At 61.4% G+C, this 16,621-nt stretch carries 13 protein-coding genes; 8 read left to right on the forward strand and 5 right to left on the reverse strand.

The genetic code is table 11. The annotated features are described in order from the left end of the window. Window positions 1-5: 5 nt before the first annotated feature. Window positions 6-842 (reverse strand): amidohydrolase family protein, encoded by an 837-nt coding sequence (locus MKZ91_RS27915; protein ID WP_336174296.1) that lies wholly within the window; start codon window positions 840-842, stop codon window positions 6-8. Window positions 843-912: 70 nt separating this feature from the next. Then, entirely contained in the window at window positions 913-1,701 is a 789-nt protein-coding gene (locus MKZ91_RS27920) for an IclR family transcriptional regulator (protein WP_336174297.1), read from the reverse strand. 303 nt (window positions 1,702-2,004) lie between these two features. On the opposite strand from MKZ91_RS27920, the gene MKZ91_RS27925 reads away from it, so the two are divergent. Genes MKZ91_RS27925 through MKZ91_RS27935 form a run of 3 tightly spaced genes read left to right on the forward strand, consistent with a single transcriptional unit; the run spans window position 2,005 to window position 4,904 of the window. Then, on the forward strand, window positions 2,005-2,739 hold the full coding sequence (locus tag MKZ91_RS27925) for an SDR family oxidoreductase (RefSeq protein ID WP_336174299.1): 735 nt from the start codon (window positions 2,005-2,007) through the stop codon (window positions 2,737-2,739). Window positions 2,740-2,763: 24 nt separating this feature from the next. Further along, window positions 2,764-3,609: a fumarylacetoacetate hydrolase family protein gene (locus tag MKZ91_RS27930; RefSeq protein WP_336174300.1), complete on the forward strand. Its 846-nt coding sequence runs from the start codon at window positions 2,764-2,766 to the stop codon at window positions 3,607-3,609. Between the two features lie 17 nt (window positions 3,610-3,626). Further along, complete coding sequence (locus MKZ91_RS27935) at window positions 3,627-4,904, forward strand: L-fuconate dehydratase (RefSeq protein ID WP_336174301.1); 1,278 nt, start codon at window positions 3,627-3,629, stop codon at window positions 4,902-4,904. 24 nt (window positions 4,905-4,928) lie between these two features. Here MKZ91_RS27935 and MKZ91_RS27940 read toward each other — a convergent pair whose 3' ends face one another. Continuing rightward, entirely contained in the window at window positions 4,929-6,659 is a 1,731-nt protein-coding gene (locus tag MKZ91_RS27940) for an adenylate/guanylate cyclase domain-containing protein (protein WP_336174302.1), read from the reverse strand. Window positions 6,660-6,882: 223 nt separating this feature from the next. On the opposite strand from MKZ91_RS27940, the gene MKZ91_RS27945 reads away from it, so the two are divergent. After that, window positions 6,883-8,766 carry a patatin-like phospholipase family protein gene (locus MKZ91_RS27945; protein ID WP_336174303.1) on the forward strand — a complete coding sequence of 628 codons (1,884 nt, stop codon included), beginning with the start codon at window positions 6,883-6,885 and terminating at the stop codon, window positions 8,764-8,766. 330 nt (window positions 8,767-9,096) lie between these two features. Continuing rightward, window positions 9,097-9,564 carry a histidine kinase gene (locus MKZ91_RS27950; RefSeq protein ID WP_336174346.1) on the forward strand — a complete coding sequence of 156 codons (468 nt, stop codon included), beginning with the start codon at window positions 9,097-9,099 and terminating at the stop codon, window positions 9,562-9,564. A 75-nt stretch (window positions 9,565-9,639) separates the two neighbouring features. On the opposite strand, the gene ppk2 is transcribed toward MKZ91_RS27950, so the two are convergent. Together ppk2 and MKZ91_RS27960 are read right to left on the reverse strand one after the other, a co-directional pair. Continuing rightward, window positions 9,640-10,491, reverse strand: a complete 852-nt coding sequence (ppk2, locus tag MKZ91_RS27955; RefSeq protein WP_336174304.1) for a polyphosphate kinase 2 — start codon at window positions 10,489-10,491, stop codon at window positions 9,640-9,642. Next, on the reverse strand, window positions 10,460-12,250 hold the full coding sequence (locus tag MKZ91_RS27960) for a SulP family inorganic anion transporter (protein WP_336174305.1): 1,791 nt from the start codon (window positions 12,248-12,250) through the stop codon (window positions 10,460-10,462). The genes ppk2 and MKZ91_RS27960 overlap by 32 nt, the downstream gene beginning before the upstream one ends. A 589-nt stretch (window positions 12,251-12,839) precedes the next feature. Between MKZ91_RS27960 and MKZ91_RS27965 the strand changes: the two genes are divergently transcribed. From MKZ91_RS27965 to MKZ91_RS27975, 3 genes are all read left to right on the forward strand, one after another. Continuing rightward, a complete protein-coding gene (locus MKZ91_RS27965; protein WP_336174306.1) occupies window positions 12,840-13,988 on the forward strand; it encodes a mandelate racemase family protein in 1,149 nt (382 codons plus the stop codon). Window positions 13,989-14,006: 18 nt separating this feature from the next. Next, window positions 14,007-14,636, forward strand: coding sequence for an SGNH/GDSL hydrolase family protein (locus tag MKZ91_RS27970; RefSeq protein WP_336174307.1), 630 nt, complete (start codon window positions 14,007-14,009; stop codon window positions 14,634-14,636). Between the two features lie 85 nt (window positions 14,637-14,721). Further along, window positions 14,722-16,320 carry an ABC transporter substrate-binding protein gene (locus MKZ91_RS27975; RefSeq protein WP_336174308.1) on the forward strand — a complete coding sequence of 533 codons (1,599 nt, stop codon included), beginning with the start codon at window positions 14,722-14,724 and terminating at the stop codon, window positions 16,318-16,320. The last annotated feature ends 301 nt before the right edge of the window (window positions 16,321-16,621 follow it).

Below are 16,621 nucleotides of genomic sequence, written 5' to 3' on the forward strand. Positions count from 1 at the left end.
CCTTGTCAGCCGAGGCTCCAGATCCGTCGCGCGTTGCCCGAGAGCAGCTTGCGGCGCTCGTCCATGCTGCAGCCCTCGATGAGGGCATGGGTGGCAGCGACCCAGGTCGATAAACCGCCGCCAAGCGTGCACACCGGCCAGTCGCTGCCCCAGACCACCCGGTCCCAGCCGAAGGTCGCAATCGTATGCTCGACATAGGGGCGAAGCGTCTCCATTCGCCAGTTTTCGTCAGCATAGGCGACGACGCCTGAGATCTTTGCGACGACATTCGGGCGACGGGCGATTTCGCCCAGTTGCTCGCGCCAGGGGTGCTCGGCCCCGGCTCGGATATCGGGAACGCCGCAGTGGTCGAGGATGAACTGGAGATCCGGCGCAAGGTCCACGAGCGCAATCGCCTTGTCGATCTGCCGCGGCAGGACGCAGAGGTCGAAGGTGAAGCGCTGCCCGTTCAGAAGACGAATATTTTCCCGAAACGTCGTCGATTCGGAAAGAGTGTCCGGCATGACGTGCAGCACCCGACGAAAACCTCGGACGAAGGCGACATCCTGCTGGCGCTCCAAATAGGCTTCGAAGGATGCCTCCTCTGGCCGGCAGGCGGCGATCGCGCCTTGAAGCAGGCTCCCAGGCTCGCGCGCCAGCTGCTCGATCTCGCGGGTTTCCGCCTCGATCTCTTCTGGAGCCACATCAACTTCCATATGCAGGGCCGCCTCGATGCCAAGCCGCAGCGCTTCCTGGCTGTAGGTCTGATACAGAAAGTCGCGATCGAGGGCGGGGACGCCCGCAAGCCAAGGATAGCTCAGCGTCCGTTTGTTGATGAGATGCAGATGCGTGTCGATGATCAAGAGGTTCCCTCCTCTGAACGGCCAAGCTCACATAAAACAACTGCTCGAACGAGACGTTGCGCTGACTTCTTCAACCACTTGCCGCAGGGACATCCGACCCTGCGAGGGACGAAAGCTCCGCAGCCGTCCGCAAGAGCAGGGCGACGGTTGCGTCGATATCAGGTGCGGATGCAGCGCCGACAAGCCCGATGTAAGGCACCGTCAGCGCCGCAATGCAGCGCCCGTCGGGGCCTAGGATCGGCGCAGAAAGGTTATGCACACCGGCGGTCTGGGCGCTTGCCATTTTCTCGTGACCATGTGCCCGGATCCGCTCGAGACGCTCATGAAAGTCGAGGCCGGGTGTTGCTTCGTTGGCGCTGCGCGCATGCTCGGCGATCATCATTTCGCGTTCTTCCCGGGATCGGAATGCCAGAAGCACATGACCGGAGCCGGTCTCGAGCAGGCTGATATGCGAGCCGACGCGAATGGAAATTCCCCAGTAGTCCGGTGCTTCCTGCTGGGCAACGACGACGACCGAGCCGCGGTCGAATACGGCAAGATGGTTGGCTTGTCGCGAGCTTTGCGCGAGTTCGCGCATGAGCGGTGTGGCGTAGGAGGCAAGGCGCCGTACAGGCGCGTGCAGTTGCGCCAGGCCGAACAGTTTCAGGGTCAGTGAATAGCGGTCGCCGTCGATGCGGGTGACATAGCCGCGACGCACCAGGCGGTCGAGCATCCGGTAAAATTCGTTCGGCGAACGGTTGAGCCGCTTGGAGATTTCGGCCTGCGTCAATCCACCGTCGACACTGGCCAGAAGCTCGAGGATATCGAGCCCCTTGTCGAGGGCGGGGGCACGGTAACGATCAGACTCCTCCACCTCCATGCGGCTTCCTCTGCAATCAACGTGTTTCCAATTGGCGAAGCGCCCGCTGCAGGGAACTATGCCCTTGACGCAAGCGCCGATTATTGTTTGCATATAAATGAAATCCTCACAAGTGAGGGGATGGCGGCGCGAGAGCCTCATTGGAACCATAGCGAAGGCGTTGCCGCTTGGAGCACCGCTCAAGCGATTTGGACCGGATCGCTGCGAGCGGGAACGTGCGACGCGGGTGAACGCTTGGACTGATTACGCGGGAAGGCAACTGGGCATGCCTTTGCCCAGTTCGAGGACGAGGAGGGAGCAAGAATGACAGTGGATTTTGCGGGCAAGGTCGTGCTGATCACCGCCGCCGCTCAAGGCATTGGCCGAGCCACAGCACTCGCTTTTGCCGCAGCGGGTGCGAAGGTTCATGCCACCGACATCAATGCAGATGCTTTGGCGGCGCTGGCCAAAGAGGCGGAACTCGAAACCCACAGGCTCGACGTGCTCGATACCGGCGCGGTCGAAGCGCTTGTCGCCAGGATCGGCCGTGTCGACGTGCTTTTCAACTGCGCCGGCTTTGTGCACGCCGGCTCGATCCTCGACATGAAGGACGCAGATCTCGACTTCGCCTTCGACCTCAACGTCAAGGCGATGATCCGTACCATCCGGGCGGTCCTTCCAGGCATGCGCGCGCGCAAGGATGGTGCCATCATCAACATGGCCTCGGTCGCCTCGAGCATTAAAGGCGTGCCAAACCGCTTCGCTTACGGCGTCACCAAGGCGGCCGTGATCGGGCTTACGAAATCAGTGGCGGCCGACTATGTTGCCGAGGGCATTCGCTGCAATGCCATCTGCCCCGGTACCGTCGAAAGTCCGTCGCTGCAGGACCGCATGCGGGCGCAAGTGGACTACGAGACGGCGCGGGCCGCCTTTATCGCCCGTCAGCCGATGGGGCGGCTGGGCACGCCGGAAGAGATTGCCGACCTTGCCGTCCATCTGGCCGGGGCGACCTATACGACGGGCCAGGCCTATGCCATCGATGGCGGCTGGACGATCTGATCAACGAGTTTAGGGATTTAGGACATGAAACTTCTCCGTTACGGCACCCCTGGTCACGAAAAGCCTGGCCTGCTTGATGCGACGGGCACCTTGCGCGACCTTTCCGGCCATGTTGCCGATCTCTCCGGTGCTGCGCTCGATCCCGACAAACTTGCCGAGCTTAAGGCTCTGGATCTTTCCGGGCTGCCCGTTGTCGCCGGCAATCCGCGGCTCGGTCCCTGCGTTGGTGGAACCGGCAAATTCGTCTGCATCGGCCTCAACTATTCGGACCACGCCGCTGAAACCGGCGCCAAGGTGCCGCCGGAACCGATCATCTTCATGAAGGCGACTTCGGCCATCGTCGGCCCCAATGACGATCTCCTGATCCCGCGCGGATCGACGAAGACGGATTGGGAGGTTGAGCTTGGCGTCGTCATCGGCCGCAAGGCGAAATATGTCAGCGAAGCCGAAGCACTCGACTATGTCGCAGGTTACTGCGTCGTGCATGACGTTTCCGAGCGCGCTTTCCAGACCGAGCGCCATGGGCAATGGACGAAGGGCAAATCCTGCGACACGTTCGGGCCCACTGGCCCCTGGCTGGTGACGAAGGACGAAGTGCCTGATCCGCAGAACCTGCCGATGTGGCTGAAGGTCAATGGCGAGACCGTGCAGAACGGCTCGACGAAGACCATGGTCTATGGCGTTGCCTTCCTCGTTTCCTACCTCTCGCAATTCATGTCGCTGCAACCGGGCGATATCATCTCGACCGGTACGCCGCCCGGTGTCGGCATGGGCATGAAACCGCCGCGTTTCCTCAAGGCCGGCGACGTGGTCGAGCTCGGCGTCGAGGGCCTGGGCAGCCAGAAACAGTCGGTGCGCGCCGACGAGTAACCTTCGAGGGAACATTCATGACCCGTATCACCGATCTGCGTGTCTTCGATCTGCGCTTTCCGACATCGCAGAGCCTGGACGGGTCCGACGCCATGAACCCGGATCCCGATTACTCCGCGGCCTATGTCATCCTGGATACGGACAGTCCGGCGGTGGCAGGCCACGGTCTGACCTTTACGATCGGGCGCGGCAACGACATCTGCTGCATGGCGATCAACGCCATGCGGCACCTTGTCGTTGGCCAGAATACGGCCGATATCCTGGCCAATCCCGGCCACTTCTGGCGGCATCTGACCAGTGACAGCCAGTTGCGCTGGATCGGACCGGAAAAGGGCGCAATCCACCTGGCGACGGGCGCCATCGTCAATGCGGTCTGGGACCTGCTTGCAAAAGAAGCGGGCAAACCGGTGTGGCGGCTGGTCGCCGAGATGACGCCGGAGCAGATCGCCGACATCGTCGACTACCGCTACATGACGGATGTGCTCACCCGAGACGAGGCGATCGACATCCTGCGCAAGGCCGAGCCCGGCAAGGCGGAGCGTATCGCTACGCTTAAACGCGACGGGTACGCCTGCTATACGACGTCGGCCGGCTGGCTCGGTTATGCCGATGACAAGCTGCGGCGTCTTGCCCAGGAAGCGATCGACCAGGGTTTCAACCACATCAAGATGAAAGTCGGCCGTGATCTTGCCGACGATATCCGCCGCCTCGCCATCGCACGCGAGGTGATCGGGCCGGACCGGTACCTGATGATCGACGCCAATCAGGTCTGGGAGGTCGGTGAAGCGATCGACTGGGTAAAGCAACTCGCCTTTGCCAAGCCATTCTTCATCGAGGAGCCGACGAGCCCCGACGATGTCGCCGGCCATCGCAAGATTCGCCAGGCGATCGCGCCGGTCAAAGTCGCGACCGGCGAAATGTGCCAGAACCGCATCATGTTCAAGCAGTTCATCGCCGAAGGCGCGATCGATATCGTCCAGATCGACAGCTGCCGCATGGGTGGGTTGAACGAAGTGCTCGCAGTGCTGCTGGTCGCCGCCAAGTACGGCTTGCCCGTCTGGCCACATGCCGGCGGGGTAGGGCTCTGCGAGTATGTGCAGCATCTATCGATGATCGACTTCATAGCCGTTTCCGGCACGAAGGAAGACCGGGTCATCGAATATGTCGACCATTTGCACGAGCATTTCGTCGACCCCTGCGTGATCCGGAACGCCGCCTACATGCCTCCGCAGCGGCCAGGGTTTTCGATCGAGATGAAGCCGCAGTCGATTGCCGACCACACTTTCGTCAGCTGACGGCAGCCATTTGTCGGCAGTCGGCTACGTCGGTAGCCCGGCCTGCTCGAGCGCTCTTACCCAAAGCGCAGCATCCTCGCTTCGCCGGATCGGGAAGTAGTCACCGAGGTTGGAAAGGCAAAAGTCGGGATCGAGCTGCCGCAGGCGCGCTATCGCCTCCGCCGCCTCGGTCGGGTGTCCGGCCAGCGCATTGCTTGCCGCCGCGACGCAGGTTGCAATGAAATGCACGGGCTGCTCGCGAATGGCAGCTTGAGCCCAGGCCGCAGCATCCTCGTAGCGACCGGCAAAGAAGTGCGCTGCAGATATCGCGGCCTGCGCGTTGAAAATCTGCGGATCCTGCGGGCTGAGCCGCATGGCGCGCGCCAGATGGTCGATGGCGATTTCCGGTTCGCCGAACCAGATCTTGGCCCAGACGCTGAACAGCCAGGCGGAGGCCAAATTCGGGTTCAGCGCCAGCGCGCGATCGAGAAGATCGGCGCCGTAGTCGTGAACGCCGAGAACGTAGGTGAACGCGATGCCAGCAGTGCAGAGCGCCACGGCGTCGTCCTTGCCGAGGGAGGCCGCACGCCGCGCAAGCCGCTCGGTCTCGGTTGTCTCCTGTTGTCGATCGACCATCCAGCCGCTGGCCTTTCGCTGCGAATAGCAGCGCGCAGCCATGCCGTAGGCGGCGGCAAACTCCGGATCGAGTTCGATCGCACGGTAAAACAGCCGCAGCGCCTCGTTGTTGGCATCCCGGTTCCAACGGTGGAGCGCAGCCATTCCGCGCAGGAAGTAGTCGTAGGCGTCGAGGTTTTCCGTCGGCTTGCGTTTGGCGCGTTCGATCTCCGCCTGTTCGAGTTTCGGTCCGATCGCCCCAACCACGTTGGCGGTGACCTGATCCTGAAGCTCGAAGATGTCTTCGAGGCCCCCTTCGAAACGATCCGCCCAGATATGGATGCCGGTGTTTGCCTCCACCAGTTCGGAGGAGATGCGCACCCGGTTGGCGGCCTTTCGTACGCTGCCTTCAAGCACATAGCGTACGCCGAGTTCGCGGCCGACCTGCTTCACGTCGACGGCGCGTCCCTTGTACATGAAACTCGAATTGCGTGCGATGACGAACAACCAGCGCATGCGCGACAAGCCGATGATGATCTCCTCGACGACACCATCGCCGAAATAGTCCTGCGCGGTGTCGTTGCTCATGTTTCCGAACGGCAGGACGGCGATCGATGGCCGGTCCGGCAACGCCGGACCGGGAGTGCGTAGCGGCAGGATCTGACCGAGATGGGCGCGATAGGTCCGCAATGGACGGGCGATATTCTTCAGGTGATGCAGCCCCATATCGGCAAAGCTGATGTCGACTTTACCGTCGATCTGCCGATAGACGTCTTCGGAAATGCAGATCCCACCGGCCTCGGAAATCTCCTCGAGGCGGGCTGCCACATTCACACCGTCTCCGATGATGTCGTCGCCCTCGATCAGAACGTCGCCGAGGTTGACGCCCATGCGAAACAGCATGCGCTGGTCTACGGGAACAGTTGCATTCCGCTCGGCCATCATGCGCTGGATGGCTGCGGCACAGGCGACGGCGGAAACCACGGACGGAAATTCCAGGAGTACGCCATCGCCGATCGTCTTGACGATGCGGCCGCCCTGTTCGTTGACGAGCGGCAGTATCGCTTCGCGATGCCCCCTGAGCGCGCGCGCCGTTCCAGCTTCATCGGCACCCATTAGCCGACTGAAGCCGACGACGTCGGCGGCCAGAATGGCCGCCAATCTGCGTTCCGCCTGGGGTTGAGCCACCGCGCTATACTTCCAACTGGCGCCGAATGCCGCACTATAGCACAGCAGTTCAGGGGCTGCTCCTGTTCAATCAGCGCAGTGCACACGGGCTCGGCGCAGCGACGAACCCGAGGTCGGGGAGCTGTTTGTCGCAAATTCTCTTTCGGCATCCGCGCCGAAACGGCTAAGGTCCAGAGACGTACCCCAGGGAGGTTCGATGGACTCCACCGGTTCTTTTGCCGCCAGGTTGCTGTCAGCAACGCTGATGTTCGACCAGACGTCTTTGGCCGCATTGGAGGCTCTGGCTGCCCATTCGGACCGCAGGATCTTGCGACGCGGCGAAGTCCTCGTTCGCGAAGGAGACCGGTCGGATCGGTTTTTCGCTGTCCTGTCGGGACGGTTCACAGTGCATCGCGAAGGCGTCATCGAACCTGTTGCCGAGATCGGCCGGGGCGAGCTCGTTGGTGAAGTCGGTTTCTTTGCCAGCCTGCCGCGCATCGCGACAGTGGTCGCGGCGCGCGATTCGATCGTGCTCGAAATCCGCGATGACCAGTTCGAGAAGGCGGCCAAGGCGTTGCCCAGCCTGCGCCAGTCCGTCACGACATTCCTCGCGCGTCGCTTTGCGATGCAATCCCCGGCGTCGTCACGGGTCAAGCAGCCATGCGCGTTGCGAACGCTCGCGATCGTGCCTGCGGGCAGCGGTCGGATCCCGCCGGCTTTCATCGAACGCCTGCACCGCGCATTTTCCGCAAACAGCCGCGCGGTGTTCCTGACCCGGGCCGACGTCGAGGGGCGGTTCGGCGCGATCGCGATCGACGACCAGCCGATACTGGATTGGCTCAATCATCTGGAGGTGAAGGCAGAGATCATCGTCTATGTCGCTGAGGACGAGCCGAACGAATGGACACGCGTTTGCATTCGCCAGGCCGATAGTGTGCTGATGGTTGCGCATGCGTCAGGAGAGCCGCATCCCGGTCCATGCGAAAGGCTGGCGTTGTCGGTGCACGCGCCGTCCAGCCTTCGCCTGGTTCTCGTCCACGAGAAACGCTCCGCAAGCGTTTCGGGAACGGCTGTCTGGTTGGACGAGCGGCCGGGTATTCGCCAGCATCATCACGTCGCGCTCGAAGATAGCCAAGATGTCGAGCGCCTTGTCCGGTTCGTTTCCGGCGAGGCGAGGGGGTTCGTGGCCGCCGGAGGCGGTTCGCTCGGATGTTCTCATCTTGGCGTCTACAAGGCGTTTGTGCAGGCAGGGGCATTCTTCGACTATCTTGGCGGTACCAGCTCCGGAGCGGCGATGATGGCGGGCTTTGCCAGCGGACTGGAGGCCGACGAAATTGACAGGGGAACACACCAGATCTTCGTCAAGAGCCGTGCGTTTCGCCGCCTCACGCTGCCGCAATATGCGCTTCTGGATCACAAGGTGCTCGATCGGACCCTGCAGGCCGAGTATGGCGACGTCCTCATCGAGGATCTGTGGATCCCGTACTTTGCGCTCTCGACCAATCTGACCACGCGCCAGGCGCATGTCCACCGCCGTGGAAAGCTTTGGCAAGCGGTCAGGGCGTCCGGTTCGATCCCCGGCGTTTTGCCGCCATTTTTCACGGCAGAGGGTGACATGCTGGTGGACGGGGCCATCATGAACAATCTGCCGCTGGACCAGATGAAGGAACTGAAGGCAGGCCCCAATGTGGTCGCGAGCCTACGCTCGGACGGACCACGCAAACACCATATCGATTATGACAGCATCCCCGGGGCGTCCGAGCTCGCGGTCCGGATGCTTAACCCGTTTGGCCGCGCCGGCTTGCCGAAAGTTCCAAGCGTGATCCAGGTGATCACTGCAAGCGTGCTGGCGCACCGGCCCGAGGAAGTGGTGCTTGGGGAGAGAGATATCCTGATCTCACCGCCGATTTCGAGCGCGATCAGCTTCATGGATTGGAGCCGGCATTCCGAGCTTTTCGTTGAAGCCTACCACTGGACGAGGCAATGGATTGACGAACGTCTAGGGCAAAACGACCCGACGTTGCGGGCAATCCTTGGTCTTTCGAACGAGCGCGACGAGGCGAAAACACAGGGCGACAGTCTCGACGTGTCGCACCTGTAATGGCGGCGGATTGTCCTTGTCGGCGAGGATATTGTCGCGAACTCGATCGCTCTTCCCGAGTTGTCACTGCCCCCTTGGGGTTGTAGTATTTTAGGGTGGCCTTGTGGGACCCATTCCTCACCCGGCTATGGCGTGCCAACGAAAATGATCGACAGGTGATAGGGCCCTCGGACTAGCGGGAGGCTCACATTCGGAAATGCCTCGCTCCCGAATTGGTATGCCGATCGGGTTCCCTTGGATGTACCTGCGGGACGTCTTTGGCCTATGCGACGCGCGGCGCCGCACGCAACCGGCCACAGCGTTCCCATCTTGTTGAAGTGGATCGACGCGATGTCTGAGAATAAAAATCTGGATCCCGCAAAACCGATGAGTGCTGAAGATCTTCGCATGCAGATGCTCCAGCGCGAGATGGAGGAGATGGATAAAGACCGTCGGCTGAAGGCGATTGAAGAAGAGAAACATGCCGACTTTGCCGCGGATTTTCTGAAGAAGCATGTGACGGAAGAAGAAATCGCAATCGTGCGACGCCTCGTCGCCAACGCCGTAAAGGCCGGAAAATTCGAAGCGATGGTCTACAGTTTCCCCTCCGAGCTTTGCACCGACAGTGGGCGCGCGATCAACAGCGGCGATCGTGACTGGCCGTCCACACTGCAGGGCAAGGCAAAGGAGTTTTTCGATCGGTACCAGACCTATGGCAAGCCGCAGGGTTACAAGTTGAAAGCGATGATCATCAACTTCCCAGGCGGTGTGCCGGGCGATGTCGGCTTTTTCCTGAACTGGGCGCCCGACAAGGCCTGAACGCGATTTCCGCTAGCCGCTGCTGGGACGCAGCGGCTGTTGGATCCGTATCTGGCGCGCAGCCGCCGCTCGCACCTAAAGCACGTTCGGCACGGTCCGCCGGACGTGGCTGTCTTCCACAAAGTCGGCCGGCCGTTTCTGCCGCTTGCCGAGGTCCGGTTCGGTGAATTTCACGCGCTCATACGGGATCGACGAGAGTATGTGCGCAATGCAGTTGATGCGCGCGCGCTTCTTGTCATCCGATGGCACGATCCACCACGGCGCATATTCGGTGTCCGTCATCCGGATCATTTCGTCGTAGGCGCGCGTGTAGTCCCACCAGCGCTGGTAGGATTCGACATCCATGGGGCTCAGCTTCCACTGGCGGAGTGGATCGACGATGCGTTGGCGGAACCGGCGTTCCTGTTCCTTTTCGCTGACGTCGAGGAAGTATTTGAGCAGGATGATGCCGCTCTCGACCATTGCTGCTTCGAAGCGTGGCGCAAGCTCGAGGAAGCGCCGCGCTGAATCGTCAGTACAGAAACCCATGACCCGCTCGACACCCGGTCGGTTGTACCAGGAGCGATCGAAAATGACGATCTCACCGGCGGCCGGCAGATGCTGAATGTAGCGCTGCATGTAGATCTGCGATTTTTCCCGTTCCGTTGGAGCGGGCAGGGCGGTGACCCTGAAGACGCGCGGGCTGACGCGCTCGGTTAGCCGCTTGATGACACCACCCTTGCCGGCGGCATCACGTCCCTCAAAGATAATGACGATGCGCGCACCGCTCTTCTTTACCCACGCCTGCAGATGCGCGACTTCCTCCTGCAGACGCTCAAGTTCCTTGGTGTAACTGGGACCGGATCGCTCCTCCGGCGTCGCCAATTCGGCAGCTTTCTCGCCGCCGTTCTTGTCTTTATTCTTTTTCTTGCCTTCGTGTTTTCCCATTTTTCCCTCCCGTTTCCAAACTGGGTTGTGAATCCGTGACGATCGGCACGGCGATCGGCTGCGCGTTTGAGGCGGTCATGCCGAATCGCGCTTCATAGGCGTCGAGTGCGTCCTCAATTCCCTCAAAAACCATGTCAGGGCCGATCTTCTCGATGATGCCGGCTCGCTCGAGTATGGCGCGCGCGTCCGTGTGCAATTCCGCCAGACCGAGGGCGATGCCCTGTGTTTTCAGCTCGTCGCTAAGCTCGCCGAGCATGTCGGCAGCGGTGCTGTCGATCTGTGGGATTGCGCTGGCATCGATCATCAGCCAGCGGCGAGGGGCGGGGAGTTCCTCGGCGATTGCTTCCAGTCGTGCCCGGACATAGTCCGCATTGTAGAAAAGCAGGCTGTCCTGGATCATACAGGCACCGAAGCCCGGAACGGGCTGTGCCTGCGGGGCGCGATGCAGCTTGTAGAAGCCATCCCGGCCGGGGATTTTGCCAAGCAACGCGTCATGCGGATACATCGTCTGCAGCAGCAGATAGATCAGCGTCGCGGCAATGGCGATAACGACGCCGTTCAAGACGCCAAGGCCGATCGGCCCCCAAAGGGCGATCAGCGCAAAGACGAACTCGATCCGGTTGACGTGCCAGATCCGCTTCAGCCCTTCGATGTCGATCAAGCTCAAGGCCGTTGCCGCCAGGATCGCGCCCAGTGCCGCGATCGGCAGGATGCGAAGCACTTCACCGAGAAAGAGCAGGACGGCCATGAGGGTTGCTGCGGCGACCAGGCTTGCGATCTGCGACCGCCCACCGACCGCGAAATTGACGGCGGTGCGGGAATCCGAGGCGGTTACCGGAAACGTACCAAACAGGCCGGCTGCAATGTTGGCAGCCCCGAAGCCGGTCAACTCGCGGTTCGGATCGACGCGGTAGCCACCGAGTGCTGCGAAGCTGCGCGCAGCAATGACGCCCGAACCGAAGCTCACCAGGAAGATCGCGGCGCCCCCGGTCAGCAGGACGTCGATCGGCACTGCCCCGTGGGGCACGACGAATGACGGCAGGCCTTCGGGAATATTGCCGACAACGGCCATGCCGCGCCCTTCGAAGTCGAAGAGAAAGGACAGCAGCACCGCGACAAAAACGACGATCACCGGGCCCGGCACTGGTGAGCGATAGATGCGGGCGATCTGCAGCAGCGCAAAACATGCAAGAGCAAATACGAGGGTTGGCCAATGGATTGAACCGGCCTGTCGCAAGAGGTCGAGCAGGGGAGCAATGAGGCCGTCGGATTCGATGTCGACGCCGGTGACACGCTTGATCTGTCCGACCAGGATCGACAGCGAAATACCGGCAAAGAAGCCGGTCAAGATCGGACGGGAGAGAAAGTTCGCGAGCACGCCGAGCCGCACGAGGCGGGCAACCAGACAGAGAATTCCGACAATGAGGGCGAGGAGGGCGGCTGCGGTAACACGATCCGCCATCGACGCCGGTGTGGCAAACATGGTTGCCAGAACAGCCGCAAGGACCGTCATTGAGGCAGCATCCGGGCCGACGATGAGTTGCCGGGACGGACCGAAAAGGGCGTAGGCTATGAGCGGGGTGATGCTGGCATAAAGCCCGGTTTCCGGCGGAAGGCCGGCGATGGCGGGATAGGCGATCGCGCTCGGCAGGCCGACCGCCGCGATTGCCACGCCGGCCGAGACGTCATTTCGCAACCAATCCACCCGATACCCGCCGAGGTTTTCGAGCAGTGGCAGGCGCGGCAGGTTCAGCGGCATGCGAGTGCCTCCGGATCAGTCCCGTTTGAAAGCCAGTTGCTTCACGATTCGATACGACTGTGGTCTTGCAATGCTGAAAACAAAAGATGGTCTGTGTCAGCGAATTCAACCGCAATTACATACGCTTCTGCACAGAAGGCCGAACTAAATTACACTATCATCGCCCGGTATTGTCAGCAAAACCTTTCGTTTTGAAAAGCCTCCGGCGCTTAGCCTAAGTTGCCGTCGCATTCCTGAAATACAGACGGTCTTTCAGCCGCGCCGGATAGATCATCGTGCGATGACGACCACGTTGGTGCTGCATTTCATCGATCGCCACCGTGCAGTTCGACAAGGTGATGGAGGCGGCGGCGACCGGTAAGTTTCAGCAGCAAACGGCGTTGTGACAAGATCTCAAGAGGAAGCCATGGATCGCCGACCTGCCGCACCCTGGTGACGCGGGCGACGGCGTCCACCAACCTTACGCCACCTATCAGATATTTTCCATCAATCTGTCATACATGTTTGACAACTTTGCTGACATCTGCCTATTGTCAGTCTAGACAAGTTAGCGCGACCAAGCCGTCGCCTTTCGCATACCGGAGGAACAATGATCATCACCGACGTCGAAGTGCGGGTCTTCCGCACGACCACTCGCCGCCACTCGGACAGTGCTGGTCACGCGCATCCCGGCCCGCCGCATCAGGTGGAGCAGGCCATGCTAACGATCCGCACCGAGGACGGTCACGAGGGGCATTCCTTCACGGCGCCGGAGATCGTCCGCCCGCATGTCATCGAGAAATTCGTCAAGAAGGTCCTGATCGGCGAGGATCATCGCGACCGCGAACGATTGTGGCAGGATCTCGCCCATTGGCAGCGCGGTTCCGCTGCGCAGCTGACGGACCGTACCTTGGCGGTGGTTGATTGTGCGTTGTGGGATCTGGCAGGACGCACCTTTAAACAACCTGTCTACAAGTTGATCGGCGGTTATCGCGACAAGGTTCTCGCCTACGGCTCGATCATGTGCGGGGATGAACTTGAAGGTGGCCTTGCGACACCGGAAGACTACGGGCGGTTTGCCGAGACGCTGGTCGAGCGCGGCTACAAGGGCATCAAGCTTCACACCTGGATGCCGCCTGTCAGCTGGGCACCGGACGTGAAGATGGACCTCAAGGCCTGCGCTGCCGTGCGCGAAGCTGTAGGGCCGGGTATCCGCCTGATGATCGACGCGTTCCACTGGTATTCCCGCACTGACGCGCTCGAACTCGGGCGAGGGCTCGAGAAGCTCGGCTTCGACTGGATCGAGGAGCCGATGGATGAACAATCGCTGTCGTCCTACAAGTGGCTAGCCGACAATCTCGACATTCCCGTCGTTGGCCCGGAGAGTGCCGCCGGCAAGCATTGGCACCGTGCCGAGTGGATCAAGGCTGGCGCCTGCGACATCCTGCGCACCGGCGTCAACGACGTCGGCGGCATCACGCCGGCGCTGAAGACGATGCATCTTGCCGAAGCCTTCGGCATGGAGTGCGAGGTGCATGGCAACACCGCCATGAACCTGCATGTCGTGGCCGCAACCAGGAACTGCCGCTGGTACGAGCGTGGCCTGCTCCACCCGTTCCTCGAATATGACGACGGGCACGACTACCTGAAGTCGCTGTCCGATCCGATGGACCGCGAGGGCTATGTGCATGTCCCGGATCGCCCCGGTCTCGGCGAGGAGATCGACTTCAATTTCATCGAAAACCATCGCGTTCGGTAACGGGCGGGGGAACCTGTGATGAAGACCGTTCTTGCCTTCGGAGATAGCCTGACCTGGGGCGCCGACCCGGCAACGGGCCTGCGTCACCCGCCGGAAGGCCGCTGGCCCGAGGTTCTGGGCGAAACGCTTGGCGGCCGGGCAAAGATCATCCCCGAAGGTCTCGGCGGGCGCACCACCTGCTACGACGACCACGCGGGGCCCGCATGCCGCAATGGCGCCAAGGCGCTGGAAGTGGCGCTTGCCAGCCACATGCCGCTCGACCTCGTCATCGTCATGCTCGGCACCAACGACATCAAGCCCGTACATGGCGGGCGCGCAGAAGGGGCGGTTTCGGGCATGCGCCGGCTGGCGCAGATCGTCGAAACCTTTCCCTACAAACCAAAGGCGGCGAAGCCGAAGCTTCTCATCGTCGCGCCGCCGCCCTGTTCCGCCGGACCAGGTGGACATCCCGCGGCGGCTCGCAGCGTGGCGGAATCCGAGAGGCTATCCCCCCTCTACCGCAAGCTTGCGGACGAACTCGGGCATCCGTTCTTTGATGCCGGGTCGGTGACCCGGGCGTCAGAAATCGATGGTGTGCATCTCGAAGCTGCAGACACGGCGGCAATCGGACGGGCGCTCGCCGTGCCCGTCGACGAAATTCTTGGCTGATCCAGCCTTGCCTGTGGAGGAACAGGCAGGCGGATCTTGTAATAGGAAGGTCGGTTCCCAAGTGGACGGCCGCAAAGGAGGAAGCATGAAACATTTTCTAGCAACGGTCGCATTCGGTGCGCTTCTTGCCACGACAATGCCAAACCTCGTTCAGGCCGAAACGCCGGAGGATCAACTCGTCGTCGCAACGACCATGAGCAACATCCTGACGCTCGACCCAGCCGCCATCACCGGCCGCGAGACGGTCCAGGTGCTGAACAACATCTATGACACGCTGGTCGTGCTCTCTCCTGAGGATCGCAGCGTTCAGCCGCGACTAGCGGAACGCTGGGAAGTGGCAGACGACCGCATGTCGATCCGCTTTCATCTGCGCAGCGACGCCAAGTTTGCCTCCGGCAATCCAGTTACAGCCGAAGACATCGCCTGGAGCTTGAAGCGGCTGCTCGCGCGCAATCTGGCGCAATCGTCCTTCCTTAAAACCCGCGGGTTCACGCTCGAAGCAGCCGACAAGCTGTTCGTCGTCGAAGACGAGCGCACCTTCGTGTTGCATCTGCCGAAGGCCGACGACCCGAACCTGATCCTGATGATCCTTGCGCAAAACGGGCCGGGCTCGATCATCGACAGCAAGACGGCGATCGAAAACGAGAAGGACGGCGACCTCGGCGCAGCATGGCTGACCTTGAATTCGGCAGGCTCCGGTCCGTTCACGCTGACGCAGTGGAAGTCGAACGAATTCATCATCCTTACCCGCAACGGCGAGTACTGGGGTGAGGCGCCTGGCATGAAGCGCGTGCTTCTGCGCCACCTGCCGGAATCGCAATCGCAGCGCCTGCTTCTGGAAAAAGGCGACATCGACGTTGCCTACTCTCTGCAAGCGCCGGATCTCAAATCGCTGGAGGCCGACAATGCGATCACGATTGAATCGACCCCGGGCTCGGGCTTCTACTACCTCAGCGTCTCGATGAAGGACGAGAAATTCGCCAACAAGAAGGTGCGCGAGGCGCTACGCTACCTGATCGACTACGAAGGTCTCGACAAGGCGGTGATGCCCTATTACGGCAAGCTGCATCAGCGTCCGCTGTCGACGGGTGTCTTGGGCGCCTTGCCGGACGAAGGCTACAAGCTGGACGTCGCGAAGGCCAAGGCTCTGCTTGCAGAAGCGGGTTATCCTGATGGTTTCAAGACGACCTTGCGCGTACTTTCCGAAGACCCCTTCATGAAGGCGGCAACCGCCATCCAGAACACGCTTGGCCAGGCCGGTATTCAGGCCGAACTCATCAGCGGTTCGGGCGACCAGATCTACGGTGCGATGCGCGAGCGCAAGTTCGAACTGCTGCTCGGCCGTGGCGGCGGCGGCCAGCAGCCGCACCCGGACAATAACCTGCGCTCTGTCGCCTATAACCCGAACAATTCCGATGACGCGAAGCTCACCAACTACCAGAGCTGGCGCACCAGCTTCTTCGACGAGAAGCTGAACAAGATGATCGAAGAGGCGCTGGTCGAACGCGACGCCGCCAAGCAGGCCAAGCTCTATGAGGGCGTTCAGACCTACATGGACGAGCTCGTCATGTCGATCCAGCCGTTCTCGGAGGTCATCGACACAGCGGCCTTCCGAAGCGACGTGAAGGGTATGATCGTCAGCCCCTGGCTCTCGCGCTTCGAAGGCGTGAAGAAGGAACGGTAGTCCCGGCCCTTCGTCTGTATCGAGAATAAAAAGGCGCGCCGCAAGACGTGCCTTTTTTGCGTTTGCACGGGCTCAAATGAAGCTGCCTGTCGGCTGAAGGAAAGCAGCCGCCACCTCTTGAGATGTTAGGGGATGGCGCCGGCGGCAACGTCATGATCGTCTGCCGCCAAGCCCGGCCACGGTTTGAAGCGGCGACCGACGCGAGGTCGGACATGCTCGTCACCTGCCCCCCCATCCCGATCAATGCGGTGCTGTCGGCGCTGAAGCCCGCTGCGCCATGTCCGCGATCGAGTACACTGCG

It is taken from the genome of Ensifer sp. MJa1, assembly GCF_037026475.1.
Lineage (GTDB): Bacteria > Pseudomonadota > Alphaproteobacteria > Rhizobiales > Rhizobiaceae > Ensifer.

What these genes read in the sequence shown, in the direction of transcription:
- MKZ91_RS27920 (WP_336174297.1), bottom strand. Translation starts at nt 1,701, where the DNA reads ATGGAGGTGGAGGAGTCTGATCGTTACCGTGCCCCCGCCCTCGACAAG.
- MKZ91_RS27925 (WP_336174299.1), top strand. Translation starts at nt 2,005, where the DNA reads ATGACAGTGGATTTTGCGGGCAAGGTCGTGCTGATCACCGCCGCCGCT.
- MKZ91_RS27930 (WP_336174300.1), top strand. Translation starts at nt 2,764, where the DNA reads ATGAAACTTCTCCGTTACGGCACCCCTGGTCACGAAAAGCCTGGCCTG.
- MKZ91_RS27935 (WP_336174301.1), top strand. Translation starts at nt 3,627, where the DNA reads ATGACCCGTATCACCGATCTGCGTGTCTTCGATCTGCGCTTTCCGACA.
- MKZ91_RS27945 (WP_336174303.1), top strand. Translation starts at nt 6,883, where the DNA reads ATGGACTCCACCGGTTCTTTTGCCGCCAGGTTGCTGTCAGCAACGCTG.
- MKZ91_RS27950 (WP_336174346.1), top strand. Translation starts at nt 9,097, where the DNA reads ATGTCTGAGAATAAAAATCTGGATCCCGCAAAACCGATGAGTGCTGAA.
- ppk2 (WP_336174304.1), bottom strand. Translation starts at nt 10,491, where the DNA reads ATGGGAAAACACGAAGGCAAGAAAAAGAATAAAGACAAGAACGGCGGC.
- MKZ91_RS27960 (WP_336174305.1), bottom strand. Translation starts at nt 12,250, where the DNA reads ATGCCGCTGAACCTGCCGCGCCTGCCACTGCTCGAAAACCTCGGCGGG.
- MKZ91_RS27965 (WP_336174306.1), top strand. Translation starts at nt 12,840, where the DNA reads ATGATCATCACCGACGTCGAAGTGCGGGTCTTCCGCACGACCACTCGC.
- MKZ91_RS27970 (WP_336174307.1), top strand. Translation starts at nt 14,007, where the DNA reads ATGAAGACCGTTCTTGCCTTCGGAGATAGCCTGACCTGGGGCGCCGAC.
- MKZ91_RS27975 (WP_336174308.1), top strand. Translation starts at nt 14,722, where the DNA reads ATGAAACATTTTCTAGCAACGGTCGCATTCGGTGCGCTTCTTGCCACG.